Source organism: Streptosporangium saharense (assembly GCF_014203715.1).
GTDB classification, from domain to species: Bacteria; Actinomycetota; Actinomycetes; order Streptosporangiales; family Streptosporangiaceae; genus Streptosporangium; species Streptosporangium saharense.
In genome coordinates, this window is record NZ_JACHJP010000005.1 from 504,069 (window position 1) to 528,783 (window position 24,715).

At 71.9% G+C, this 24,715-nt stretch carries 19 protein-coding genes; 12 read left to right on the plus strand and 7 right to left on the minus strand.

All coding sequences use genetic code 11. From position 1 onward, the window contains the following. The first annotated feature begins 319 nt into the window (after positions 1–319). Together FHS44_RS25415 and FHS44_RS25420 are read left to right on the plus strand one after the other, a co-directional pair. Positions 320–3,466: an ATP-dependent helicase gene (locus FHS44_RS25415; protein WP_184718864.1), complete on the plus strand. Its 3,147-nt coding sequence runs from the start codon at positions 320–322 to the stop codon at positions 3,464–3,466. Further along, positions 3,460–6,873: an ATP-dependent helicase gene (locus tag FHS44_RS25420; RefSeq protein WP_184718866.1), complete on the plus strand. Its 3,414-nt coding sequence runs from the start codon at positions 3,460–3,462 to the stop codon at positions 6,871–6,873. The genes FHS44_RS25415 and FHS44_RS25420 overlap by 7 nt, the downstream gene beginning before the upstream one ends. Here FHS44_RS25420 and pdxR read toward each other — a convergent pair. Further along, positions 6,866–8,266, minus strand: a complete 1,401-nt coding sequence (gene pdxR, locus FHS44_RS25425; RefSeq protein ID WP_184718868.1) for a MocR-like pyridoxine biosynthesis transcription factor PdxR — start codon at positions 8,264–8,266, stop codon at positions 6,866–6,868. The genes FHS44_RS25420 and pdxR overlap by 8 nt on opposite strands. Positions 8,267–8,393: 127 nt before the next feature. Here pdxR and FHS44_RS25430 point away from each other — a divergent pair, with 127 nt between their 5' ends. The 8 genes from FHS44_RS25430 to FHS44_RS25465 all read left to right on the plus strand — a co-directional run bounded on the left by FHS44_RS25430 (position 8,394) and on the right by FHS44_RS25465 (position 15,572). After that, entirely contained in the window at positions 8,394–8,996 is a 603-nt protein-coding gene (locus FHS44_RS25430) for a DsbA family protein (RefSeq protein WP_184718985.1), read from the plus strand. A gap of 84 nt (positions 8,997–9,080) precedes the next feature. Further along, on the plus strand, positions 9,081–9,308 hold the full coding sequence (locus FHS44_RS25435; RefSeq protein WP_184718870.1) for a hypothetical protein: 228 nt from the start codon (positions 9,081–9,083) through the stop codon (positions 9,306–9,308). Positions 9,309–9,330: 22 nt separating this feature from the next. Next, positions 9,331–9,777 carry a hypothetical protein gene (locus FHS44_RS25440; protein WP_184718871.1) on the plus strand — a complete coding sequence of 149 codons (447 nt, stop codon included), beginning with the start codon at positions 9,331–9,333 and terminating at the stop codon, positions 9,775–9,777. 341 nt (positions 9,778–10,118) lie between these two features. Next, positions 10,119–11,936 (plus strand): RICIN domain-containing protein, encoded by a 1,818-nt coding sequence (locus FHS44_RS25445; protein ID WP_184718872.1) that lies wholly within the window; start codon positions 10,119–10,121, stop codon positions 11,934–11,936. A 123-nt stretch (positions 11,937–12,059) separates the two neighbouring features. Continuing rightward, a complete protein-coding gene (locus FHS44_RS25450; protein ID WP_184718873.1) occupies positions 12,060–12,974 on the plus strand; it encodes an ATP-binding cassette domain-containing protein in 915 nt (304 codons plus the stop codon). Next, the gene (locus tag FHS44_RS25455; RefSeq protein WP_184718874.1) at positions 12,971–13,771 is read left to right on the plus strand and encodes an ABC transporter permease; all 801 of its coding nucleotides are present in this window, start codon (positions 12,971–12,973) and stop codon (positions 13,769–13,771) included. The genes FHS44_RS25450 and FHS44_RS25455 overlap by 4 nt, the downstream gene beginning before the upstream one ends. Positions 13,772–13,782: 11 nt before the next feature. Continuing rightward, entirely contained in the window at positions 13,783–14,937 is a 1,155-nt protein-coding gene (locus FHS44_RS25460) for a sensor histidine kinase (protein WP_312863812.1), read from the plus strand. Continuing rightward, positions 14,928–15,572, plus strand: coding sequence for a response regulator transcription factor (locus tag FHS44_RS25465; RefSeq protein ID WP_184718875.1), 645 nt, complete (start codon positions 14,928–14,930; stop codon positions 15,570–15,572). The genes FHS44_RS25460 and FHS44_RS25465 overlap by 10 nt, the downstream gene beginning before the upstream one ends. 87 nt (positions 15,573–15,659) lie before the next feature. On the opposite strand, the gene FHS44_RS40245 is transcribed toward FHS44_RS25465, so the two are convergent. After that, positions 15,660–16,307 (minus strand): hypothetical protein, encoded by a 648-nt coding sequence (locus FHS44_RS40245; protein ID WP_221461238.1) that lies wholly within the window; start codon positions 16,305–16,307, stop codon positions 15,660–15,662. 907 nt (positions 16,308–17,214) lie between these two features. Here FHS44_RS40245 and FHS44_RS25475 point away from each other — a divergent pair. Beyond that, positions 17,215–17,571 carry a hypothetical protein gene (locus FHS44_RS25475; protein WP_184718877.1) on the plus strand — a complete coding sequence of 119 codons (357 nt, stop codon included), beginning with the start codon at positions 17,215–17,217 and terminating at the stop codon, positions 17,569–17,571. A gap of 137 nt (positions 17,572–17,708) precedes the next feature. On the opposite strand, the gene FHS44_RS25480 is transcribed toward FHS44_RS25475, so the two are convergent. Genes FHS44_RS25480 through FHS44_RS25490 form a run of 3 tightly spaced genes read right to left on the minus strand, consistent with a single transcriptional unit; the run spans position 17,709 to position 22,041 of the window. After that, entirely contained in the window at positions 17,709–19,283 is a 1,575-nt protein-coding gene (locus tag FHS44_RS25480; protein ID WP_184718878.1) for an IucA/IucC family protein, read from the minus strand. Continuing rightward, entirely contained in the window at positions 19,280–20,899 is a 1,620-nt protein-coding gene (locus tag FHS44_RS25485; RefSeq protein ID WP_184718879.1) for an IucA/IucC family protein, read from the minus strand. The genes FHS44_RS25480 and FHS44_RS25485 overlap by 4 nt, the downstream gene beginning before the upstream one ends. Continuing rightward, on the minus strand, positions 20,884–22,041 hold the full coding sequence (locus tag FHS44_RS25490) for an ATP-grasp domain-containing protein (RefSeq protein WP_184718880.1): 1,158 nt from the start codon (positions 22,039–22,041) through the stop codon (positions 20,884–20,886). The genes FHS44_RS25485 and FHS44_RS25490 overlap by 16 nt, the downstream gene beginning before the upstream one ends. 163 nt (positions 22,042–22,204) lie before the next feature. Between FHS44_RS25490 and nudC the strand changes: the two genes are divergently transcribed. After that, positions 22,205–23,212: an NAD(+) diphosphatase gene (gene nudC / locus FHS44_RS25495; RefSeq protein WP_184718881.1), complete on the plus strand. Its 1,008-nt coding sequence runs from the start codon at positions 22,205–22,207 to the stop codon at positions 23,210–23,212. Here the strand turns inward: nudC and FHS44_RS25500 are convergent, their stop codons facing one another. Beyond that, entirely contained in the window at positions 23,213–23,449 is a 237-nt protein-coding gene (locus FHS44_RS25500) for a mycoredoxin (protein WP_184718882.1), read from the minus strand. 75 nt (positions 23,450–23,524) lie between these two features. Further along, a complete protein-coding gene (locus FHS44_RS25505; protein WP_184718884.1) occupies positions 23,525–24,652 on the minus strand; it encodes an alpha/beta hydrolase in 1,128 nt (375 codons plus the stop codon). Positions 24,653–24,715: the final 63 nt, after the last annotated feature.

Here is a 24,715-nt window from a genome sequence, read left to right on the forward strand (position 1 = left end):
ACCGCTGACCGTAAGGCTGGAACAGGACGGTGAACAGGGATATACGAGTTGGGTATACGTCGTTTTCCCTGGAAGGCCGGTATCAAATGTGGACGACCGGTGACACCTATCGTGAATGAATCGCCATTCGCGATATCGAAGTCCGGTGGCAGTGCTTTTCCTGTGGGCGCGTTCCGGGGCACGGCCCCCAGCGAAGAGACGGGGCCGGAGGGGCGGAGTCGGCACGATCATCGTCCGGGATCTGGTGGAATGACGAGTTGTGAGTGGTCAGGGCTGGCGGTTGGTGCGTCGTGTGGGCGCTGGGAGGGCTGTTGCCCCCGTGCTCGACGAGCACCAGCGGGCGGTTGTCGCGCATGAGAGCGGCCCGATGCTGGTCCTGGCCGGGCCGGGGAGCGGCAAGACGACCACGATCGTGGAGAGCGTCGTCGACCGGATCGAGCGCAGGGGGACGGACCCCGAGCGGGTGCTCGTCCTGACCTACAGCCGCAAGGCCGCCGAGGAGTTGCGGGAGCGCATCACGGCACGCGTGCGCCGTACGACCAGGACACCGCTCGCGCTGACCTTCCACAGTTACGCCTACGCGCTGCTGCGCCGCGAGGCCGTACTGGCAGGAAACATCGCGCCCCGGGTGCTGACCGCGCCCGAGCAGCTGCTGGAGATCCGCCGTCTGCTCCACGGCGAGCTTGAGGACGGCGCCCCGCTGTGGCCGCAGGACATGCGGGAGGCGCTCAGGACCAGGGGGTTCGCCCAGGAGCTGCGTGACTTCCTGGCCCGTGCCTCGGAACGCGGTCTGGACGGTGAGGACGTGGTCGCGCTCGGCCGGGCGCACGGGCGTCCCGACTGGGTGGCGGCGGGCCGGTTCGCGGGCCGTTACCAGGCGCGGTTCGACCTCGATCTGGAGCCGGTGCTCGACTACGCCGACCTGATCCGGGCCGCCGGGGCGCTGTTGACGGATCCCGAGGTACGGCTGCGCGAGCGTTCGGCCTACGACGCGGTCTTCGTGGACGAGTACCAGGACACCGACCCCTCCCAGGAGTTCCTGCTGGGGCAGCTCGCGGGGGAGGGGCGTGACCTGGTCGTGGTCGGCGACCCCGACCAGTCGATCTACGGGTTCCGTGGCGCGGATGTGCGCGGGATCATGGAGTTCCCCGACCGGTTCAGGAGGAAGGACGGCGGCAAGGCCCCCGTCGTCGCGCTGCGGGTCTGCCGCCGCAGCGGTTCCGAGCTGCTGAAGGCCTCGCGCCGGGTGACGGCCCGCCTGCCGGTTCCTCCCGGGGGCGCCGGGCACCGCGACCTGAAGCCGTTGCCGGACGCCGACCCGGGCGAGGTCAACGTCGTGGTCGCCGACGGCGAGGCGCAGGAGGCGGCGCTGGTGGCCGACACGCTGCGCAGGGCCCACCTGCTGGACGGTGTCCCGTGGTCGCGGATGGCGGTGCTGGTGCGTTCGGCGACCCGTCAGCTCCCGCTGCTGCGCAGGGCGCTGGTCGCGGCCGGGGTGCCGGTCGCGGTCAGCGCGGGTGAGCTGCCGCTGTTCCAGGAGCCGGGGGTGCGCCCGCTGATCAGGCTGATCCAGGTCGCGCTTGACCCGGAGATCCTGGACGAGGCGATGGCCGAGGAACTGCTGACCGGGGCGCTCGGCGGCACCGACATGATCGGGGTGCGGCGGCTGCGCAGGGCGTTGCGCGTCGCCGAGCACGAGGCCGTGACCAGCCCCGAGGAGCACGACCTCGACGACCCGGCCCCCGCGACCGACCCCCGCTCCTCGGGCGAGCTGCTGGTGGCCGCGCTGAAGGACGCGCGGGAACTGGTCAGGATCGAGCCGCACGTCGCGCTCCCCGCCGAACGGCTCGCCAGGCTCATCGCGGGTGCCGCCGAGGTCGTACGGCGTGGCGGCACGGCCGAGGACGTGCTGTGGGGCGTCTGGAGCGCGACCGAGCTGGCGGAGCGGTGGAGCGAGACGAGCCTGTCGGGCGGGTTCAGGGGCACGATGGCCGACCGTGACCTCGACGCGGTCGTGGCGCTGTTCGACTACGCGGCGGGCTTCGTGGACCGGCTGCCGCACGCGGGCGTCGAGGTGTTCGTCGAGGACCTCGTCGCACGGGAGATCCCCGGCGACTCCCTGGCCGAGCGCGCCCCCGACAGCGAGGCGGTGCGCATCATGACCGCGCACCGCTCCAAGGGCCTCGAATGGGACGTCGTGGTTGTCGCCGGGGTGCAGGAGGGGGCCTGGCCCGACCTGCGGCTGCGGGGATCGGTGCTGGGCACCGACGAGATGGTCGCCAAGGCTGCCGGTTCCGAGCACGAGAACCCCGCGGCCGTCGCGGCGGCGCTGGCCTCGCAGATGCTGGCCGAGGAGCGGCGGCTGTTCTACGTGGCGGCGACCAGGGCCAGGAGGAAACTGGTCGTCACCGCCGTCGGAGGGGACGACGCCGACGAGCGGCCCTCCAGGTTCCTGGCCGAGCTGGCCCCCGGCGAGACGGGGGAGACGGTCGTGGACGAGCGCTCCCGCTGGCTGAGCATGTCCGCGCTGGTCGCCGACCTGCGCTCGGCCGTCTCCGACCCGACGCGGCCCCAGGCGCTGCGCGGGGCCGCCGCCGCGCACCTGGCCAGGCTCGCCGCCGCCGGGGTGCCGGGCGCGCACCCCAACGAGTGGTACGCGCTGACGGAGATCTCCGACGAGCGTCCGCTGCGCTGGCCGGACGACATCGTGCGGGTCTCGCCGTCCGCCGTGGAGAACTTCACCAAGTGCGGCCTGCGCTGGCTGCTGGAGACCTCCGTGGGCGCGGGCGGCACCGACGTCGCCAGGGGTCTGGGCACGGTCATTCACGCCCTGGCGGTGCTCGCGGCGACCGGCGAGGGGGCCGAGGAGGCGCTCGCCAAGCGGCTCGACGACGTCTGGCACGAGCTGGACTTCGGCGGCGCGTGGTACAACCGCAAGCAGCGCAAGGTCGCCGAGGAGATGGTCTCCCGGTTCCTGCGCTGGCAGCGGGAGAACCCCAGGGAGCTCATCGCCCTTGAGGAGTCGTTCGTCGCCACGGTCTCCGAGGGCGTGCAGATCAAGGGACGGGTCGACCGGGTCGAGCGCGACGGCGAGGGCCGGGCGGTGATCATCGACATCAAGACCGGCAAGCACGGCCCCAAGGAGGCCGACCTCGAACGCCACCCCCAGCTCGGGGTCTACCAGCTCGCCGCGCTGCTCGGCGCCTTCGAACGCCACGGGATGACCGAGCCCGGCGGCGCCGCCCTGGTGCAGGTCGGCGACGCCGCGACCAAGAACGCCGCGAAGGAACAGGCCCAGATCCCGCTGGCCGACGACACCGATCCGGGCTGGGCACGTGACATGGTGGACACCGTGGCAGCCGGGATGTCCGGCCCCGTCTTCCACGCGAAGGTCAACGACGGCTGCCGTACGTGTGCCGTGCGGGCGAGCTGCCCGGTCAGCAAGAACGGAGACCAGGTGTGCTGAGCCCGGTTCAGCTCGCGGCCAAGCTGGGCATCCTCCCGCCGACGCCGGAGCAGGCCGAGGTCATCGAGGCCGGGCTCGAACCGATGGTCGTGGTCGCCGGGGCGGGTTCGGGCAAGAGCGAGACCATGGCGGGACGTGTCGTCTGGCTGGTCGCCAACGGCCTGGTCCGCCCCGAGCAGGTGCTCGGCCTGACCTTCACCAGGAAGGCCGCGGGGGAGCTGGCCGTACGGGTGCGGGAGCGGCTCAACGGGCTGGTCGCGGCCGAGCAGGTGCCCGCCGAGCTGCTGCAGGGCGAGCCGACGATCTCCACCTACCACGCCTACGCGGCCAGGCTGGTCACCGAGCACGCCCTGCGCGAGGCGCTCGAACCCACCATGCGCCTGATCAGCCCGGCCGTCGCGTGGCAGCTCGCCGGACGGGTGGTCAGCGGCTACGACGGCCCGATGGAGCAGATCGAGTGGGGCCCGGCGACCGTCACGCGGGCGGTGCTCGACCTCGCCGGGGAGATGGCCGAGCACCTGCGCACCCCGAAGGAGGTGCGGGAGGTCGGCACCTGGCTGACCGAGCGGTACGGCGGGCTGCCCGGCACGCCGACCCAGCTCCAGCGCAGGCCGCTGGCCACCCAGCGGGCCAGGGAGCAACTGCTGCCGCTGGTGGAGGCCTACGAACGGCTCAAGCGCCGCCGCGAGGTCGTCGACCACGGCGACCAGATGGCGCTGGCGGCCAGGATCGCCGAGCGGCACCCCGAGGTCGGGGAGATCGAGCGGGGCAGGTTCGCCGTCGTCCTGCTCGACGAGTACCAGGACACCAGCCACGCCCAGCTCGTCCTGCTGCGCTCGCTGTTCGGCAACGGGCACCCGGTGACCGCGGTCGGCGACCCCTGCCAGTCGATCTACGGCTGGCGCGGGGCCTCCTCGGGCAACCTCACCCGCTTCCCCCGCGACTTCAGGACGGCCTCGGGGGAGCTCGCCCCGATCCGCCGTCTCTCGATCAGCTTCCGCAACGGCGACGCCGTGCTTGACGTGGCGGCGAGGGTGCAGATCCCGCTGCGGCTCGAAGCCCGTGAGGTGCCGGTCCTGGTGCCCGGTGGCAACCGGGTCGAGCGGGGCCGGGTCGTGACCGCCTTCCACGGGACCGCCGAGGACGAGGCGGACTGGATCGCGGCGAAGATCTCCGGGCTGCTGGGCAGCGAGAGCGCCCCCGACGGGCTGCCGTGGGGCGACGGCGAGCGCAAACGGGCAAAGCAGAGCGCCTGGGGCGGGCCGCAGTGCCTCCAGCCCCACGACGTGGCGATCCTGGCCCGCAAACGGTCGCAGTTCCCCACGCTGCGCAGGGCCCTTGAGGCGCGCGGCATCCCGGTCGAGGTCGTCGGACTCGGCGGGCTGCTGACCGTCCCCGAGGTGGCGGACATCGTGGCGACACTACGGGTGATCTACGACCCGACGGCAGGGGACGCCCTGGTCAGGCTGCTGTCCGGGGCGCGCTGGCGGATCGGCCCCGCCGACCTGAAGGAGCTGGGCGACCGGGCGCGCGAGCTGAGCAGGGAGACCCGCGAGGACGCCCCGGGCGCCGTGGCCGACCCCCTCGACCAGGTCGTTGCGGACATGGCCGAGGAGCGGGGCAGCCTGGTGGACGCCCTCGACGAGCTGCCGGAGCGTCCCGAGTGGCAGGAGGCGTTCTCGCCGCTGGCCCGGGTCCGTCTGGTGGCCATGGCCCAGGAGCTGAGGGTCCTGCGCGCCCACACCGGGCAGCCGCTGCCCGACCTGGTCGCCGAGGTCGAACGCAGGCTAGGCCTGGACATCGAGGTCGCGGCCAGGGGCTCGGCCGGTGTCTTTGCGGCCCGCGCCGACCTCGACGCCTTCCTCGACGCCGCCTCCCGCTTCGCCGGAGACTCCGAGGACCCGACGCTGGGGGCGTTCCTGGCGTTCCTGAAGGCCGCTGACGAGGAGGAGAACGGTCTGGACGCGGGCCGGGTCGGCGAGAGCAACAGCGTCAAGCTGATGACGGTCCACGCCTCCAAGGGGCTCGAATGGCCGGTCGTCGTCGTGCCGGGGATGTCCCAGGCGCTGTCGAAGGGCGGGACGCTCACCGTCGGCACGGTCTTCCCTGCCAGGCCGACCGTCAGCCCCAGGTGGACGGAGAACGCGCGCAGGCTGCCCTACCCGCTGCGGGGCGACGCCGCCGACCTGCCCGGGCTCGGCGGTCTGTCCAAGGAGGAGATCGGGGAGTTCGACGAGCGCTGCTACGAACGGGAGCTGCTTGAGGAACGCCGTTTGGCCTACGTCGCCGTCACCCGGGCCCACTACCTGCTGATCGCCTCCGGCTACCGCTGGGGAGGTGGGTCGAAGCCGCTCGACCCGTCCGACTTCCTGGTGGAGATCCGCGACACCTGCGGACGGGCCGAGACCTGGGCGCCCCCGCTTGAGGAGGGGGAGACCAACCCGCTGCTGGCCGAGCCCGCCGCGTCGGAGTGGCCAGTCACCCCGGCCGGGGCGCGTTACGAGGCCGTACGGGACGGGGCGGACATGGTCAGGGCGGCGCTGGCGGCGCTGTCCGAGGAGCCAGAGGAGCCCGAGGTCGTCGCGGCCGAGGAGGCGTTCGTCGTGGAGGACGACGAGGTGCCCTTCCCCGACGACCCCTACGACTACGACGACCCCCACGAGTTCGAGATCGAGGTTCCCTCGCCGCTGCGCGGGTGGGACAGGGAGCGGGCCAGGGCCTGGGAGCGGGACATCGAGCTGCTGCTCAGGGAGCGGGAGCTGAACCGGCGGCGCGGTCCTGGCCGGGTCGAGCTGCCCACCCACCTGACCGTGTCCTCCCTGGTCACGCTCGCCTCCGACCCCAAGGCCCTGGCCCGGCACATCCGCCGCCCGGTGCCGAGGAAGCCCGCCCCGCTGGCCCGCAGGGGCACCTCCTTCCACAGTTGGCTGGAGTCGCGCTGGGGTCAGCAGCGGCTGATCGACGAGCTGGACCTGCCCGGTTCGGCCGACGAGACGGGCGAGGCCGACGAGGCCGCCGACATCCAGCTCGCCGAGCTGCGCGAGCGGTTCGAGGAGAGCGAGTGGGCGGGCAGGGAACCGCTCGACGTCGAGGTCCCCTTCGAGACCATGATCGCCGACAGGCTGGTCAGGGGCCGGATGGACGCGGTCTTCGAGACACCGGACGGCGGTTACGAGGTCGTCGACTGGAAGACCGGCAGGCCCCCGAAGGGCAAGAAGGCCGAGGTGGCGGCAGCCGTACAGCTCGCCGCCTATCGGCTGGCCTGGGCGCACCTGGCGGGGGTTCCGCTCGGGCGGGTGAGCGCGGCCTTCCACTACGTCAGGCTCAACGAGACCGTACGGCCCGCGGACCTGCTCGACGAACGCGGCCTGGTCGCGCTCGTCGAGTCGATCCCGGCCGTTAGCTGAAACAGCTTCGCAGCAGCCGCAGCCCTTCGGCGACGCGTTCGGCGGGGATGGCGCCGTAGCCGAGGACCAGGCCGGGACGGCCTTCGTCCTCGGCGTGGTAGGCGGTCAGGTCCTCGACGGCGATTCCCAGCAGACGCGCCCTCTCAAGCACTTCTTCCGCGTGTTCTTCGAGGTGGACGCACAGGTGCAGGCCCGCGAAGGAGGGGACCGGGTCGAGCCAGCCGTCCAAACCGGCCAGGATGTGATCCCGGCGCTCGCCGTAGACGCGGGTCGCTTTCCTGACATGTCGTGACAGCTCACCGGAGTCGATGAAGCGGGCGAGCGCCGCCTGGGCCGCGTGGTCGCCGTGCCAGTCGGTCAGCCGCCTGGCCGCGCGCAACGCCGTACGCAACGAGGCCGGGGCGACCAGGAAGCCGAGCCGCAGCATCGGCAGCAGCGTCTTGGAGAACGTGCCCACGTAGACGACCCGGCCGTCCCGGTCGAGGCTCTGCAGCGGGTCGAGGGGACGCTGACCGAAGCGGAACTCGCTGTCGTAGTCGTCCTCGACGATCACGGCGTCGTGGCGGACGGCCCAGTCGAGCAGCGCCGTCCGCCGCGCCGGGGACATCGGCGTGCCCAGTGGGAACTGGTGCGACGGGGTGACGTAGACCAGCCGGGCGTCGGCGGGCAGCGCGGCCACGACGAGCCCCTCCTCGTCCACGGGGACCCCGCTCACCCGGGCGCCGAGGGAGGCGAACAGCAGCCGCGCCGGGGGATAGCCGGGCTCCTCGACGGCCACCCGGTCACCCGGTTCGACGAGGACCCGGCCGACGAGGTCGAGGGCCTGCTGGGCGCCCTGGGTGATCAGGACGTCCCCGGCCTCGGCGCGTACGGACCGGGACAGGCCGACGTGGCGGGCCACGGCCTCGCGGAGGGCGGGGTGGCCCGCGGGCGCGCCGTACCCGGAGGTCCTGACCGTCGAGGCGCGCAGTTCGGCGGCGAGGAGGCGGCGCCAGGTGGCGAGCGGGAACAGCTCGCCGTCGGGCCTGCCGATCCGGAAGTCGTAGCGGGGAGGGGTTCCCGGGGGTTCGGCGTCGCGGGGGAGGGTGTCCCAGAAGGGGCGGGGGCGCACGCCACGGCCCGCCGGAGCGCCACGCCGTACGGGACCGGGGGCGGGTTCGGGGGCGACGAAGGTGCCCGCGCCGACCCGGGCGGTGAGGAAACCCTCGGCCGTCAGCCGTTCGTAGGCGGCGCAGGCCGTGTTGCGCGACACGTCGAGACGGCGGGCCAGCTCCCGCGAGGGCGGCAGGCGTTCCCCCGGCCGGAGCCTGCCGTCCAGGATCGCCTCGCGGAGCTGCCGGTAGATGCGGGAGGCCAGGTCACCGGGGCCGTCGAGGCTGACGTGCGGGTCCATGGCCCGACCCTACATTGGCTCTTTTGATTCGTGAGGAATTGGCCCTTCTGTGGAGCCAATCGGGGTCGTTGGATGAATCAGACCAACGGGGAAACAGCCGAGGAGTTACGACGTGACCGTCGCCGACATGTGGTTCGACCCGAAATGCCCGTGGGCGTGGAATACCTCACGCTGGCTGCTGGAGGTCGAACGCGTCCGTGACGTGGAGGTCCGCTTCCACGTGATGAGCCTGTGGCTGCTCAACGAGGGCCGGGAGAACCTGGAGGGGTGGTACCGGGAGTGGCTCACCGACACGCTCGGGCCGGTCAGGGTGCTCGTCGCCGCCGAGCAGAAGTACGGCACGCCGGTCCTGCGCGACCTCTACACCGCCTTTGGCGACCGCATCCACCACGAGAAGGTCCAGATCGGTCCCGAGCTGTACGGCGGGGCACTGGCCGAACTCGGACTCGACGCGAGCCTCGCCGAGGCCGCGGAGAGCACCGGCCACGACGAGGCCCTCCTGCTGAGCCACCGGGCCGGTCTCGACCCGGTCGGCGAGGACCTGGGCACCCCGGCCATCCACGTCCCGGGGCCCGATGGACAGGTCAACGCCTTCTTCGGCCCCGTGGTCAGCCCGGTGCCGCGCGGTGAGGCGGCGGGACGGCTCTGGGACGGTGTGCTGCTGGTCTCGGCGACGCCGGGCTTCTTCGAGGTCAAGCGGAGCCGTACGGAATCTCCCCGGGTGGACTGATCCGTTGCCTCCCGCGTGACCTGCCACGCCGGATGATTACCGCTTCGTGGACGCCGGGAGTATGACGCGATTACCCTCCTGGGTATGACCAAGCGGATCACGATCTCCCTTCCCGACGACCTCGCCGACGAGGCGCAGCGCTCGGGCAACGCCTCCGGTTACATCGCCGAGGCCCTGCGGGAGCAGCGCCGCATCAGGGAGGGCATGGCGGCCCTGGAGCGGCTGTGGGGTCCCGGCTGGCAGGACGACATCACCGAGGCCGACACCGAGCGCGCCAACCGCCTGTTCGGCTCCGCGCGGGAGGTCGCGTGACCGGTTTCGCGCGGGAGGCCGGGTGACCCCGCAGGACGACGGTCTGACCGGCCACGTCCTCGATCTCGACGCGGTCTGCCACCTGCTCGACGTCAGGAGCAACTACGGACGCGAGATCGTCCGCCAGTCGGTGCTGCGCAACACCACGCTCCTGCTGCCCGCGGCGGCCGCGCAGTGCGTGACGGCTCTGCGGCCCGAGCAGGCGGAGGCCCTGCTCGCGGTTCCGGTGGTGACCGTGGGAAGCCTGACGGCCGCCGACGTGGCGAACGCCGCGGGACTCGGCCCGAAGCTGACGGCCAACCTGGAACGGCACGGCACGGGACCCGCCCGGGGAACCGACCTGGTGGCCGTCCTCGCCGCGGCCCACGCCGTACTGCTGGCCGAGTCGAGAGGCGGCTGGCGCGTCATCACCCCGACCCCGCACCTCTACGACGACATTCCCGACGTCCGCCTGGAAATCCTTCCCTGATTTCCCCGGTGTGGCGGGAAAACGTCCTGCGCGGAGATTCTGTGAAATCGCTGGTGAATGTTCGCGATAAGTGCTGTCACGTGGGGAAAGGGCGTGGGCACACTCCGTTGTCGCAGCTCACAGGGTTTCTTTTCTGTGAATGTACGGCGACGCGGCGGAGTTCTGGATGTTCGCCGGATTTACCGCAACTGTTCACCCTGTCGTGCGTGAACACGTTTGACGACTTGCGTCAACATGGTGTGACAAATCTTACAATAATCACGCTTTTAATGCATAAAATGTGATTATTGCCGGTGAATCGCCCTGCGAGGGTGTATCCGTACCGATCGGAGTTCATCGGAATGCAGCTCAGGCGAAACCTCTCCCTGGTCGCCGCGTCGGTTCTCGCCGTGGCAGGCCTGGTCGCCTCACCCCCCGCCGCCTCGGCCGCGCCACCGGACGACGGCAAACCCGGCGTCGTGTCCGACGTCTTCCCCGGCGCCAGGCTCGGCGAGCGCGTCGGCCCGAAGGCCATCAAGGTCCCGGCACGGGACGCGCAAGTCAGCCCCCAGCTTGTCGCCTGCGACGGTGACGGCACCAGCGGCAAGCGCGTCGAGGTCCTGTACGTGCGCGAGGCGTCGATGCCGGACCGCTACACCCAGCTCCTGCCCATGTTCCGGGCCTGGCTGGCCAACGCCGACGACCAGTTCAACGACGCCGCGGCCACCTCCAACCGCAGCAGGCACATCCGCTACGTCACCACGGCGTCCGGTGGCGGGTGCGTCCCCGTCGTGCGCAACGTGGTGGTGCCCGCCGGTTCGCTGGCCGACTTCGACGCCAGCAAGACAGCCCTGCAGACGCTCGGCTACAACAGCAACGACCGGCACTACCTCATGCTCACCGAGTCCACGGTGATCTGCGGGATCTCCGACATCAAGAACGACGACCTGACCACCGGGTCGGCCAACCTCAACAACGGCCTCGCCTACTCCCGGGTGGACGCCAGCCCCAACTGCTTCGGCGCGAACGCCATCGCCCACGAGCTCGGGCACAGCTTCGGCGCCGTGCAGCTCAGCGCGCCGCACTCCGACGGCTCCTGGCACTGCCTCGACCAGTGGGACCTCATGTGTTACGGCGGCACGCCCACCTGGAGCTGCCTGCAGTGGAACGACTACCGGCTGCCCGACTGCAACCGGGACGACTACTACAACGCCGCCCCGACCGCGGGAAGCTACCTGGCCACGCACTGGAACACGGCCAACAGCGCCTACCTCATCGCGGGTTCGACGGCCGACAGCGACCCTCATCCCAAGGTGGGCAACACCTACGTCATCACGAACGCCTCGACGGGGGGCGCCCTCGAACCCATCGGCGCCTCGACCGCGCCGCTGACCGAGCTGAGCCAGCGCACCCGCGTCGACACCCCCAGCCAGAAGTGGCTGATGAGCTACAACACCGGGCTGCAGTTCATCAACGTCGGCAGCCGGCTGTGCGCCGACAGCGCCTACAGCGGCACCACCCCCGGCACGACCCTCCTGCAGTACGCCTGCAACGGCCAGGACGGCATGCGCTTCGCCTACCTGCAGACCGGCACGAACACCTTCGCCATCTTCGACTGGCTCTCCGGCCTCGCGCTGACCGCGGGCGCCGCCTACCCGGCGGCCGTCACCCAGCAGACCTACACCGGCGCGACCAACCAGCAGTGGGTGTTCAACCAGGTCACCGACGCCTCCCCGGTCAACGGCACCTCCTACTACCTGCACGGGTTCGCCAGCCACGACAACGTCGAGCCCGTCGGCGGCTCGACCGCCTCCGGCGCGCTGGTCACGCACAACGCGCCCTCCGGCGCCACCAGCCAGCGCTGGACCCTGCAGGCCAGCGGCACCTACTGGAAGCTGGTGAACGTCAACAGCGCCAAGTGCCTCGACCTCGTCACGGCCAGCACGACCAACGGCACCCAGATCAGGCAGGCGACCTGCGGCAGCGCCACCACCCAGCAGTGGACCCTGAAGCGGGTCGCCGACGGCACGTTCTACCTGGTCAACCGCTACAGCGGCAAGGTGCTCGACGCGCCTGTCGGCAGCGGCACCACCCTCGACCAGCAGACGATCACCGGTAACAACGACTCCGGCGCCGGAGTCGTCGCGGGCAACGAGATCTGGTACCTCAACCAGGTCTGACCCGGAGCGCGTGCGGGCCGTCCGTCCCTCCCCGGACGGCCCGCACGTTACGGTTTTCCGCCATCGAGGTCGGCGGATCGCCTCCATGGTCTGCGCGTGGGGGTCGCGCCTAGCGTTGCGGACATGATCAGTCTCAACGGCCTGCGCAAACGGTACGGTGACCGGACGGTGATCGACGAGCTGTCCCTCGACGTCAGACCGGGCGCGGTCACCGGCTTCCTCGGCCCGAACGGGGCCGGAAAATCCACGACCATGCGCCTGATCCTCGGGCTCGACCGTCCCACGGCGGGCACGGCGCTCATCGGCGGCCTGCCGTACCACCGGATCAGGAACCCGCTGCGGACGGTCGGCGCGCTGCTTGACGCGCGCGCCCTGCACCCGGGGCGCAGCGGCAGGGCGCACCTGACGGCGCTGGCCCGCAGCAACGGCATCCCGCTGCGCCGCGTCACCGAGGTCCTGGAGACGGTCGGGCTCGGCAAGGCGGCACGCGGCAGGGCGGGCGCGCTCTCGCTGGGCATGAGCCAGCGGCTCGGCATCGCGGCCGCCCTGCTCGGCGACCCCGAGGTGCTCATGTTCGACGAACCCGTCAACGGCCTCGACCCCGACGGCGTGCGCTGGGTGCGTGACCTGATGCGCTCGCTGGCCGACGAGGGCAGGACGGTCTTCGTCTCCAGCCACCTGATGAGCGAGATGCAGCTCACCGCCGACCATCTCGTCGTGATCGGCAGGGGACGGCTCATCGCGGACGCGCCGCTGGCCGAGATCATCGCGCGCGGCTCGCTGACCGCGGTGGTCGTGCGCACCCCGCACGCCGACGACCTGGCCGTACGGCTCGGCGCCGCGGGACTGCGCTGGGAGAGGCCGGGGGAGAACGAGCTGGTCGTCACCGGAGCCACGGTCGAGCATGTCGGCGACCTGGCGCACGAGGCGGGGATCCGGCTGCACGAACTGCGCCCCCGCGAGGCCTCCCTGGAGCAGGCCTACCAGGAACTGACCGCCGACAGCGTCGAGTACGGCGCGCGAAGGGAGCGGGTGTGAACACGTGGACCAGAGAGCTGGCGCGGGCGACCGCCGCCGAGTGGGTGAAACTGCGCTCGGTCCGCTCCACCTGGTGGTGCCTGGCCTGCATGACGGTGTTCCTGGTGCTCGGCGCGCTGGCGATCGGCGGTGGGACGGTGACGGAGCTGGTGCGCGACGGTCAGCCGGGAACGCTGTCCGCCAGCGACCCGGTGACCTCGGCGGCGGTCTTCGCCCAGTTCGGGCTGGTCGCGCTGGCGATGCTGACGATCACCCCCGAGTACGCCTCGGGAGGCATCAGGACCACCCTGCAGGCGACGCCGGTCCGTGGCCGGGTGCTCGCCGCCAAGGCGCTGGTGCTGGCGCCGGTGACGTTCGCCGCGGGGGTGGTCGCCGGGGGCGTGGCGACGGCGGCCGTCCACCTGGTGCTGTCCGCCGAGGTGTTCGGCGGGCGGGTGACGGCGCCGTTCGCCGAGGTCGTCCCCGACCTGCTGAGCATGGGCGTCTTCTTCGCCCTGGTCTCGGTGACGACGCTCGGCCTCGGATTCGCGACACGCAGCTCGGCGGGCACCCTGACCACGGCGTTCATGCTGCTGATGGGCGTGCCGCTGCTGCTGGTGATGACGGGCACCTCGATCGGCTTCGAGGCCTCGCTGCGCATGCCGCTGTTCGCGGGGCTGGCCTTCATGGGCAGTTCGGACACCCCGATGGGCGGCGCGGTGCCCTACCCGGCCTCGCAGGGGCTGGTGTGGCTGCTGGTCTGGACGGTGGCGGCGACGGCTCTCGGCCATGCCGTACTGCGCCGCCGCGACGCATAGACTTCGCGCCCGTGTCAGGTAACCGGATCGCCCGCGCCCTGGTCGGGGTGCTCGTGGGCGCCGTGCTGGGCCTCGCCGAGGTGGTCCTCCTCTGCGTGGCCCTGCTCCTCCACCCGGTGCCCGCCGTACGGCCCGCAGCGGAGCGGATCGTGAACCGGCTGACCGCCCTCGAACGGGCCAGGCTGAACACCTGCTTCGACCACGAGACGACCGGTCGTCCCGGGCGGGCCGGCCGCCGCTACCTCGCGGTCCGCGCCCTGTTCGGCCTCCTCTCCGGGTACGGCTGCGCCGCGGGGCTGTTCCTCGGCGGGCTGCTCCTGTTCGGCGGGCTGTGGAACCTGGCCGGGGGCAGGGCGCGAGCCGTACCGGTGAACCTGCCCGGGGTGCGGCTGGTGACCAGCGACGGAATCCTCGGCGTGACCGGAGGAACCGTCGTGCTGGCGCTGACCGTGCTCGGGATCCTCGCCGCGGCGGCCGTGGAACGCCGCCTCGCCGACCACTTCCTCGGGCCGGGCACGCGGGAGCTGATGCGCAGGCGCATCGCCGAGCTGACCGCGACCCGCTCCGGCGTCGTCAGGGCCGTGGACGACGAGCGGCGCAGGATCGAACGCGACCTGCACGACGGCGTCCAGCAGCGGGGCGTCGCACTGGCCATGCTGCTCGGCCGTGCCCGGGGCAACCCCGACCCGGCGAGGACCTCCGCGCTCGTCGAGGAGGCCTACGCCGAGTCACGCCGCCTGCTCGACGAACTGCGCAGCGTGGCCTGGCGGATCTACCCGACCGCCCTGGACGAACTGGGCCTGCGCACCGCGCTAGCCGGGGTCGCCGAACGGACGCAGGTGCCGGTCACCGTGCACTACGGGCTGGTGGGGCGTCCCGCCTCCGCGATCGAGACGGCCCTGTACTTCGTCGCCAGGGAGGCGATCACCAACGCGGTCAAGCACGCCGGGGCGCGTGAAATCCTGGTCGTCGTGACCGAGGACGAGCGGACGGTGAGCGTGGCGATCTCAGACGACGGCGCGGGCGGCGCCGACCCCTCAGGCGGCGGCCTGTCCGGTCTGGCCAGGCGGGTCCTGGCGCTCGACGGCACGTTCGACGTCCACAGCCCTCCGGGCGGCCCGACCAGGGTCGTCGCGACGCTGCCGAAGGACGCGCCGTGCGGCTGATCCTGGCCGACGACTCGGTGTTGCTGCGCGAGGGCCTGGTCCGGCTGCTCCACGAGGCCGGGCACGAGGTGGCCGCGGCCGTCGGCGACGCCTCGGCGCTGCTCGACGCCGTCGAACGGCACCGCCCCGACGTGGCCGTGATCGACGTGCGGATGCCGCCGACCCACACCGACGAGGGGGTGCGCGCGGCCCTGGAGATCCGGGGGCGCCATCCCGAGGTGGGGGTCCTGCTGCTGTCGCAGTACGTGGAGAAGACCTACGCGGCCACACTGCTCGCCGGGGCCGCCGGTCGGGTGGGCTACCTGCTCAAGGACCGGGTGTCCGAGGTGGCCGACTTCCTTGAGTCGCTGGAGCGGGTGCACGCGGGTGGGACGGTCTTCGACCCCGAGGTGGTGCGCCAGCTTCTGGCCCGCACCACCCGCACCGACCCGCTGGACGGGCTGAGCGGACGCGAGCGCGAGGTGCTCGGGCTCCTGGCGCAGGGGTTCGTCAACGCGGCGATCGCCGCCCGTCTGCACGTGTCGCTGAGCACCGTGGAGAAGCACATCAACGCGATCATGGACAAACTCGGCCTGCCGCGCGATCCCGGCTACAGCCGCAGGGTCCTGGCGATCCTGCGCTATCTCGATTCCTGAGGTGCCGGGAAACGGCGGATGCCGTGCCCGGTGGGTCGGGCACGGCATCCGGTCATCACCTCATCCCCTCACGGGGTTCGGATCCGATCAGGGTGACTCATCGGTGAACGCGGTGCAGTTGGCCGGGTAGGCCGGCGGGCCGAGCGGGTCGCCGGGGGCGAAGAAGCCTCCGACCACCGGGATGGGAAGACCGACCAGACACCTGGTCTGGACGACCTGCCCGCTCTCCGCCTGAACCGTGATGGCCAGGTACGGCAGCGTGCCGTCGAGGACGACAGCCGTGGAGACCGACCTCGCGTCGGCCGGGTAACCGGCCAGCGTGGACAGGTCGTGCCAGGCCGGCGTCGTACGAGGGTCACGGACCTGCAGGGTGCCGTCGTCCTGGATCGACGCGTCCAGCTTGTCGAGCAGCAGGAACGACGAGTCGATCGACGCGGGAGCGGCCAGAGGTCCAGCCGGTCCTGCCGGGCCCGCCGGTCCTGCGGGACCCGCCGGTCCAGCCGGGCCCGCGGGGCCAGCGGGGCCCGCCTCACCTGTCGCACCCGTGGCACCCGTGGCGCCCGCGGGACCTGCCGGTCCAGCCGGGCCGGGAGCACCGTCGGCACCCGCCGGGCCTGCGGGACCTGCCGGTCCTGCCGGACCCGTGGCACCTGCGGGGCCTGCCGGACCCGCCGGGCCGGGAGCGCCGTCAGCGCCCGCGGGGCCTGCCGGACCCGTCGGACCCTCGGGACCCACGGCACCCGCCGGGCCTGCCGGTCCAGCCGGGCCGGGAGCACCGTCGGCACCCGCCGGACCCGCGGCACCCTGGGGACCCTGCGGGCCGATGGCGCCTGCGGGACCCTGCGCGCCAGCCGGACCCGCCGGACCCTGGGCACCTGCCGGACCAGCCGGGCCGGTGGCGCCGTCAGCGCCCGCCGGACCCGCGGGGCCTGCCGGGCCTGCCGGACCGGTGGCACCGTCAGCGCCCGCGGGGCCTGCCGGACCTGCGGGACCCTCAGGTCCTGCCGGACCCGTGGCACCCGCGGGGCCCGCCGGACCTGCCGGACCCGCCGGGCCGTCGGCACCCGCGGGACCTGCCGGGCCGGTGGCGCCGGTCGCACCGGTGGCGCCGGTGGCACCCGTCGGGCCTGCGGGGCCCGCCGGGCCAGCCGGACCCGCGGGGCCGGTCGCGCCGTCAGTACCCGCCGGTCCCTGCGGACCGGTCGGACCCTGCGGTCCGGTGGGGCCAGCCGGGCCCGTGGCGCCGGTGGCACCCGTCGGTCCCGCCGGACCCGTGGGGCCACCCGGACCCTGAGGACCGGTCGGTCCCGTCGGTCCACCCGGGCCCTGCGGTCCGGTCGGGCCGGTAGCTCCCGTGGGGCCTGTCGGTCCGGTCGGGCCGGTGGGACCCGCGGGACCAACCGGTCCGGGAGGGCCACCCGGCGTGCCGGGAACACCCTGCGGTCCCTGCGGACCCTCAGGTCCACGGGTTCCGGGCGGGCCCGACCTGCCATCACGGCCATTGCGACCGTCACGACCGTCGCGGCCGTTGAACCCGTTACGGCCGTTGTAACCGTTACGGCCGTTGTGGCACCTGCAGTGCCTTCTCCAGCAACCGCACCACCTGGAGGAAAGGCTGTCGAGGCGGAAAGCCACATTCCGAGTGGCGACGCCTGCGGGCGCGCTGCGCCAGCGGCTTTCCGCGTTGTCGGTCGCGGCATTCGCCGGAGACTGGCAGGCGATTGCGAGGAAAGTACCGATTGTCGCCGCTGCGGTGATCAATCCCCGGACGTACCTGCTGGAATTGACGGTGGAAGCCCGTCTGGTACCGCTAGAAGTCATCACATTCCATGTCGTTGATGATTTCGGAGAATTGGAACTGCATGATCCGCCTGGTGGCGGCAGGTGTGAGGTACCCGGTGATCGTTACGGTGACGCTTTTGGTTTATTAACGAAGATCAAAGAATTGTCTAGCGCGTTCTGTCGCTTATTTCGGCTTCTTGGGCCATATGGGCCATGACTTTTGTGCACATTCCTTGGATGGGTGTCGTTGGCCCTCAACGAGAGAAATATGCACGAATATCGGGAAAAATCGCCCAGAAAAAAGCCCGGCCCCCGGACAACTCCGGAGACCGGGACAGAGCCCTACAAGGGGAACTACGACAGCATCGCCAGCGGGTTGGCCACCGGGACGTACCCCGCCCACCGGTCCGCCGAGCGCGCCCACCGCACCGAGAGGTTGGCCTTGGCGGGCAGCGGCGCCCCGGCCAGCAGGTCGGCCAGCGGACGCGGCCACCCCCTGGAGCCCGCGTACTCGGCGAGCACCTCCCCGGCGACCGCCCACAGCTCCTTCACGGGGCCGTTGCCCGCCAGGGAGGCGGCGATCTCGGACAGGTGGTTGACCATCAGGCAGTAGACGACCCGGTCCCACCCCCTGCCGGGGTCGTAGGTGAGCGCCTCGGCGACCCGCGTCGGCAGCCCGGACAGGTCGTGCCTGCCCGCCACCAGCTTGGTCCCCTCAAGGTCGCGGAAGATCGCCTCGACCGGCAGCCCCGTCGCGTCCACCCCGACCAGCACGTTCTGCAGGTGGGGTTCGAGCACCACGCCGTGACGCAGGTAGGCCTCCAGCACCGGCGGCGCGACACACTCGACGTAGGCGCGCCACCAGCCGACCGGATCCGCGGGGGCCGGACCGGGTACGGCCAGCGCGCCGCTCAGCAGCGGGGTCACCCCCGGCCTGCACACCGACCACGGGCTGGTACGGATGATCACCCCGAGCCCCTCAAGCAGCCGGGTGCCCAGGTTCGCCGAGCGGTATCCGGGCTCGGCGAGCCAGCGCGTCCCCGGGAAGGAGACCGCCAGGTCGTCGAAGACCGGTTCCAGGCGCCGGGTCAGCTCGACCGCCCCGGCCAGCTCGTACCACGCGTTCTTCCTGACGCAGTTGGTGATCCGCACGTCCAGGCTGAACTTCAGGCACCTGTCGATCCGAGGGTCGTAGACCGTACGGACCGAGGAGGTGGGGACCGCGGGGCGCGAGCCGTACCCCAGATCGACGAGACGGCCGTCGGCCAGCGGCGCGGCGAGCCGGTCGGCGAGCAGGTCGAGCTGCCACGGGTGCGCGGGCAGGACCGAGTATCCCGTGGGCGCCGGGGCCAGCTCGTCGAGCCGCCCTGTCTCGCCCGCCTCGGCCAGCACGTCGTCGCGGACCCCGAGCAGCCTGAGCGGGAAGCTCGCGTGCGCCTCGGGCGCGTAGCGCAGCCAGCCGACCCCGTCGAGGGCCTTGGGGCTCGGGTGGAACGGGTGCCCGAAGACGAGCCGCTGCTCGGAGGCCAGCCACGGATCGGTCGGCGCCCGCCTGCTCCGCCTGGCCGCCAGCAGCTCCGCCATGGCCCTCCTGCTCGCGCCGACCTGGGCGGCGAACTCCTCGTTCGTGCCGCCGAGCTCGCTCTCCACGAGCCCGACGAGCCGGTCGGCGTCGAGCGGGCGCCAGGTGCCCTCGTCGAGCCAGTCCGGGTGTCCCTCGAAGCGCAGCGCGAGCCCGCCGTGCGCCCTGACCCGCAGCACGGTGTCGGCGACCCGCAGCAGCACGTACGGCTCGGCGTGCCAGACCTGTCCGCGAGGGCCCGCGACCTCCCGGAGGCAGCAGCGCAGCAGCGCCGCCAGTGTCGCCTCCTCGGCGACGGTCGCGGGGGAGACTGCCGCGGAGCAGGAGTCGAGCGCGAGGCTGGTCATGGCGTCCTTCGCATCGTCATGTTCTGGATGGCCTGAGGGGGATGGCGCAGGTAGTTGGGGCCGCTGGTGCCGTAGTACTTGTTCACGTCCCGGGCCCCGGTACGGGCCTTGTCGACCAGGGTCCCGGCGATGATCATCGACTTGCCGACGAGCCTGGCGGCCTCCAGGGTCCTGGCCCTCAGCAGCCGGGCCATCGGGTCCTCGCCGTACTCCGCGAGCGCCTCCCCGAGCGTGTCGCGGACCAGCCGGGAGGCCTGCACGGGTGGCAGCGCGCAGAAGGCGACCGCCGCGGCGGCCAGGTGCAGTGTGATCGTCACGAACACGTCGGCGAGCGCGTGCGGATCGTCGGTCAGCATCCGCTCGTCGGTGAAGTCCGGCACCGCGACACCCGCGGCGAGCAGCCGGTCCGGCGAGGTCAGCAGCCCGTCGTTGTCCTTGACCAGCAGCCTCGCCGGGCCGTCCCCGAGCACCAGGGCCAGGTTCTGCTGGTGTGCTTCGAGGGCCGTGCCGTACCGGACGAAGAGCCGCACCTGGAAGCCGAACAGCAGCCTGAGGTAGTCACCGAGCAGCGCCGCGACGTCCCCGCCGTACCACCGTCCCGCGAGTTCCTCGACGACGGGCACGCCGGAGGGGGTCGGCGCGGCCAGCGCGGCCACCGGGACGATCTCGCCGGGCGGCAGGCGGCGGACGAGCCAGCCGAGATACTCGTGGCCCGCGTGCCCGTAGGTCTGCTCGTCGGCAAGCAGCACCCCCCGGTGCGGCAGACCCCGCAGCAGCAGCTCGGCCCTGGCGCCGTCGGCCAGCGTGCCCGGCTTGATGGAGCGCCGGTTGCGCAGCCCGAGCGTGCTGGTCGGCAGCGGCAGCTTCACGTGCGTGCCCGCGTCGAGCGCGACCGTGCGCGTCGAGAGCGTGGGCCTGACCTCAAGATACGGCCGCGCCGCCACGATCGCCCACGGGATCTCCTCGACCACGGGGACGGTCAGCGGGTGCACGGGGAAGAGCACGTGCGTGCGCGCCAGCGACGGCGCCAGCCCCACCTCGGCGAAGCCCGGCGCGTACGGCATGGCCGCGCCGCTCACCCGCTCCCTGGGCACGGCCGCCCAGCGCAGCGCGAAGGAGGGTGCGAACTCCGGCGCGTAGGCCGTCAGCTCCTCGTCCGACAGCCCGTTCCTGCACCGCGCCGTCGGATAGACCGGATGATCGACAAAAGCAGCAAGCGTCTCATACCGTACGGCCCGCAGCCGCGCCCCCGGCTCGGCGGCGGCCAGCAGGCCGAGCACCCGCTCACGGTGGGCCGCGTGCAGGTCGAGAGCGCGCAGCGCCTGCCCGCACTCCCGGGCGAACGCCTCGATCCCCGGCCCGTCCTGCGGCGGCGCGACCTCCCTGAGGGTCGCCAGGACCTCGCGCAGGCCGATCGCCTCCTCGGGGGCGACCACGAAGTCCTGGAACAGCGACCCCGGCACCAGCCGCACCCTGCGCCCCCCGGTCAGGACCAGCGCGACGCCGTCCTTGCTCCGAGTGATCCGTCCGGCGAGGCCGCCGTAGTCCTCGCGCAGCAGCGCGTCCAGGACGCGCGAGGCGAGATACCGCTCCCGCGCGGTCACACGATCACCCACGGGTTGTCCGCCTCGAAGGCCGCCAGGGCGGCGTCGACGCTCGCCCGGTCGGGGCCGATCGCGCGGACGACGCCCAAATAGTCACGGTTGGTGTTGGTCGGCTCGATCCGGTCGCCGACGGCGCGCAGCGGCCGGTGCCAGAGCCTGACCGGGGCGCCGGGGGCGGGGGTGACCAGCCCGGGAGCCGCGGCGACGGCCCCCGCCTGCCGGGCGACCACGCTCAGCGCGGTCGCGTGCCCCCGCGCGCCGCCCAGGTCACCGGCCGCCAGCCCCAGGTGGACGCCGAGGATCCGCTCGAACAGCGGCACGCCGAGCAGGTTGCCGAGCAGGAAGTCGCAGTGGTCGCCGATCACGCGGTAGTTGACCTCGATGATCCTGGGCCCCGCCTGCGTCATCACGTACTCGGTGTGACAGGCCCCGAAGCCCACGCCGAGCGCCTTCAACGCCCGCAGCACGTGGTCGGCCGCGGGCGGCGACTCCCAGTCGAGCCGCTCCTCCACGAAGTACGGCAGCGGCCCGAGCGTGGTCCCGAACCCGCCCAGCACCCGTGTCCCGCTCTCGTCGCCGAGCGTCTCCAGCGTGTGCAGGGGACCTTCGAGATACTCCTCGATGACCAGCGCCTCGCCGGGACGCCTGGCGCCGATCCCGTCCAGGGCCTCCTGGAGCTCGTCGTCGTTGCGCACCAGCACGACGTCCTCGCTGGCGACGCCCTCGCGGGGTTTGACGACCGCAGGGAACGGCACGTCGCGGGGGACGGGGTCGCCGGGGGCGAGCCGTACGGTATGGACCGTCTCGACGCCCGCCTCGGCCAGGCGCCTGCGGGTGAGCGCCTTGTTCTTCGCGGCGACACAGGCCCGCCAGTCCTTGCCGGGCAGATCGAAGTAGGCAGCGGCCAGGGCCGTCTCCGCCTGCAGGTGGTCGGAGTTGGAGAAGATCGCGCCGGGCGCGTGGTGGTGGGTGATGACGTCGATCACCTCGCGGACGTCGCGGACGTCGCAGTCGAGCACCTCGGCCCCCGAATCCCGATGGTGCTCAGGTCTGTCGGTCAGAATGGTGACGTCGCAGCCCAGTGCGCGCGCCGCCGGCAGGAATCCGTCGGTGACCGAGTCGGTCGGCTTGAGTGCGGTGAGGTACAGCCGCATGTGGACCCCCGAGAATCAGGTAAGCCTAACCTAACCTGCTGCATCCTAGCCGTACAGAGATCATGTCGCTCGGGCGACTGGGTATTCACCGTATATGCCCCACTCCGCCTGGCAGGCGGTGATCGTCCCTCCCTGGGAAGGCGACCACGACACGCGTCGTAGGATGCCAGTCGGTCTGGGAGACAGGAACAACGTGGACATCACCACCCAAGAAGGACTGCTGGGACCGCTGCTGCTCGCCCGCAGCGCGATCGACCGCTCCGCCGTGCTGCGCGGTGACGCCGAATGGCTCGACCGCGCGTGGGCCGACGGCGCCACCCGGGTCGTCGTGGTCGACGACGGGCGCGCGCTGGTCAGGCGGCGCGGGGACGGGGTCGATCTTGTCCTGCTGCCCACGGCCGAGGCGCCACCGGGGGAGCGCTACCTGCTCGGCGTGGACGCCGAGGGAATCGCCTACTTCGCCGTCTCCGGAACGCTCCCGGCCACCGGGCCCGTCTCCGCCTCGGGGCGGATCGTCTCGGCCGTCGCGCTCTCGGCGATCGAGGAGGGGGCGGACGTCGTCGCCGGACTGCGTCAGGTCGGCTCGCTGCTGGGGGACCTGGACGCCGGACTGCTGGTCTACGCGGTCGCCCTTGAGGCCTGGCACGCGACCCACGCCTTCTGCCCGCGCTGCGGGAGCCGTACCGAGACGCGCTCCGGAGGGCACGTGCGGGTCTGTCCCGAGGACGGAAGTCAGCACTTCCCCCGGGTCGACCCGGCGGTGATCATGCTCGTGCACGACGAGGACGACCGGTGTCTGCTGGCCAGGGGACCGCAGTGGCCCCAGGGACGGCTTTCCGTGCTCGCCGGCTTCGTCGAGCCGGGGGAGTCGCTTGAGCACGCGGTGGCCAGGGAGGTCTCCGAGGAGGTCGGCGTGCGCGTCGTCGAGCCCCGCTACCTGGGCAGCCAGCCGTGGCCCTTCCCACGCAGTCTGATGCTCGGCTTCTTCGCACGTGCCGTCTCCACGGAGTTCGCGCTCGACCACGACGAGATCGCGGAGGCCCGCTGGTTCAGCCGCGCCGAACTGCGGGCCGCCCTGGACAGCGGTGAACTGCTCCTGCCGCCCGAGGTCTCGATCGCCAGAAGACTGATCGAGACCTGGTACGGCGAGCCGCTCACCGGCGACTGGTGATCAGGCGTTCAACCGGGCCTTGACCTCGATCACCGAGGGGTTGGTGAGGGACGTGCCGTCCTCGAAGAGCACGGTCGGCACGGTCTGGTTGCCGTTGTTGACACTCTCGACGAACTGCGCGGCGTCGGGGTTCTGCTCGATGTCGATCTCCCGGTAGGAGATCCCCTCGCGGGTGAGCTGGGACTTCAGCCGCTTACATGGGCCGCACCAGGTGGCGGTGTAAACCGTCAGCGCCATTTCGTGAGATATCCCCTCATGAGATGTTCAGCGCTCAGTGGCAACAAGGTGAAAGCCGTTCATCTTCCCCGCCGGTCAGAGCAACTTTCCCGCGATCCAGTCCTGGACCGTCTCGGCGACTCCGGGGAGGCGGTACATCGGCGTGCTGTGCTCGAACCCGGGCTCGGTCAGCACCGTCATGCTCACCCCGAAGGCCTTCAGCCGCTCCTTGAGCCGCAGGCTGTGCTCGGCGGGCACGAACTCGTCCTGGGAGTGTACGGCCAGCTCGGGCACGTCCCCCTTGCTGGCGTGCCTCGGGACCTCCATGCTGGCCCAGATCTTCGGGCACTTGACGGGCTCGCAGCCCCCGGCGAGCTGGATGGCCGACTCGCGCAGCTTGCGCTTGTTCAGGTCGAAGACGTCGGTCGCGCCGTCCTCGTAGGCCAGCATCGGCGAGGTCACCGGGGAGATGCCGACGACCCCGCGCAGCCCGGGCAGCCCGTCCCCGTAGGTGCCGACGGCCGAGGCCAGGTGCCCGCCCGCGGAGAAACCGACGACCACGTAGTTGTTGGGGTCGAAGGACCACAGGGCGGCGTGCCTGCGCGCGGTGGCGATGGCGTCGAGCGTGTCGGTGCGCTGCGCGGGCCAGGCCGCCTCGCCGGACAGCCGGTAGTTGAGGTTAAAGACCGTGTACCCCTGCTCGGCGTAGCTGGTGGTGATCGCGGTCATGTACTTCTTGTCGCCGCCCGACCACCAGCCGCCGTGGATCAGGAAGACCCCGGGCCGCTTGAGGCCGTCGGTCTGGTGCCAGACGTCCATCCGCTGGTGGGGGTGCGAGCCGTACGCGACGGTGTTGATGATGGTGCCGTCGAGCAGCGGGTTGTCCGTCGAGGCGACCCTCGGGGTGGCCGTGGGCTTCTTCGGCCTGGCGGTCGGTTTGGTGGTCGGCTTCGGGGTCGGGCTGGGCGTCGGCTTGACGGTCGAACCCGCGGAGGCGCTCGCGGACGCGGAGGGGTCGGGGCTCGGGTCGGCCTTGCCCTTGCTCTTGTGCGTTGCCGGCTTCTTGCGCAGCTTCGTGACGGCCTTCGACGCGGTGATGGACGCGCCGCCGAAGTGCGACGACTCGGTGGGGGAGGCGTGCGCGGCGGAGGTCGTCTGTAGCGCCACGGGGCCGATCACCAACGCCGCCAGGGCGAGAGAGCTCACGGTCGCCGCGGTTCTCACAGGTTTCTTCCTTCCCTCAAGCCACAAAATTCCCCCTCATTGTGGAGGAACTGCCCTTTTTAC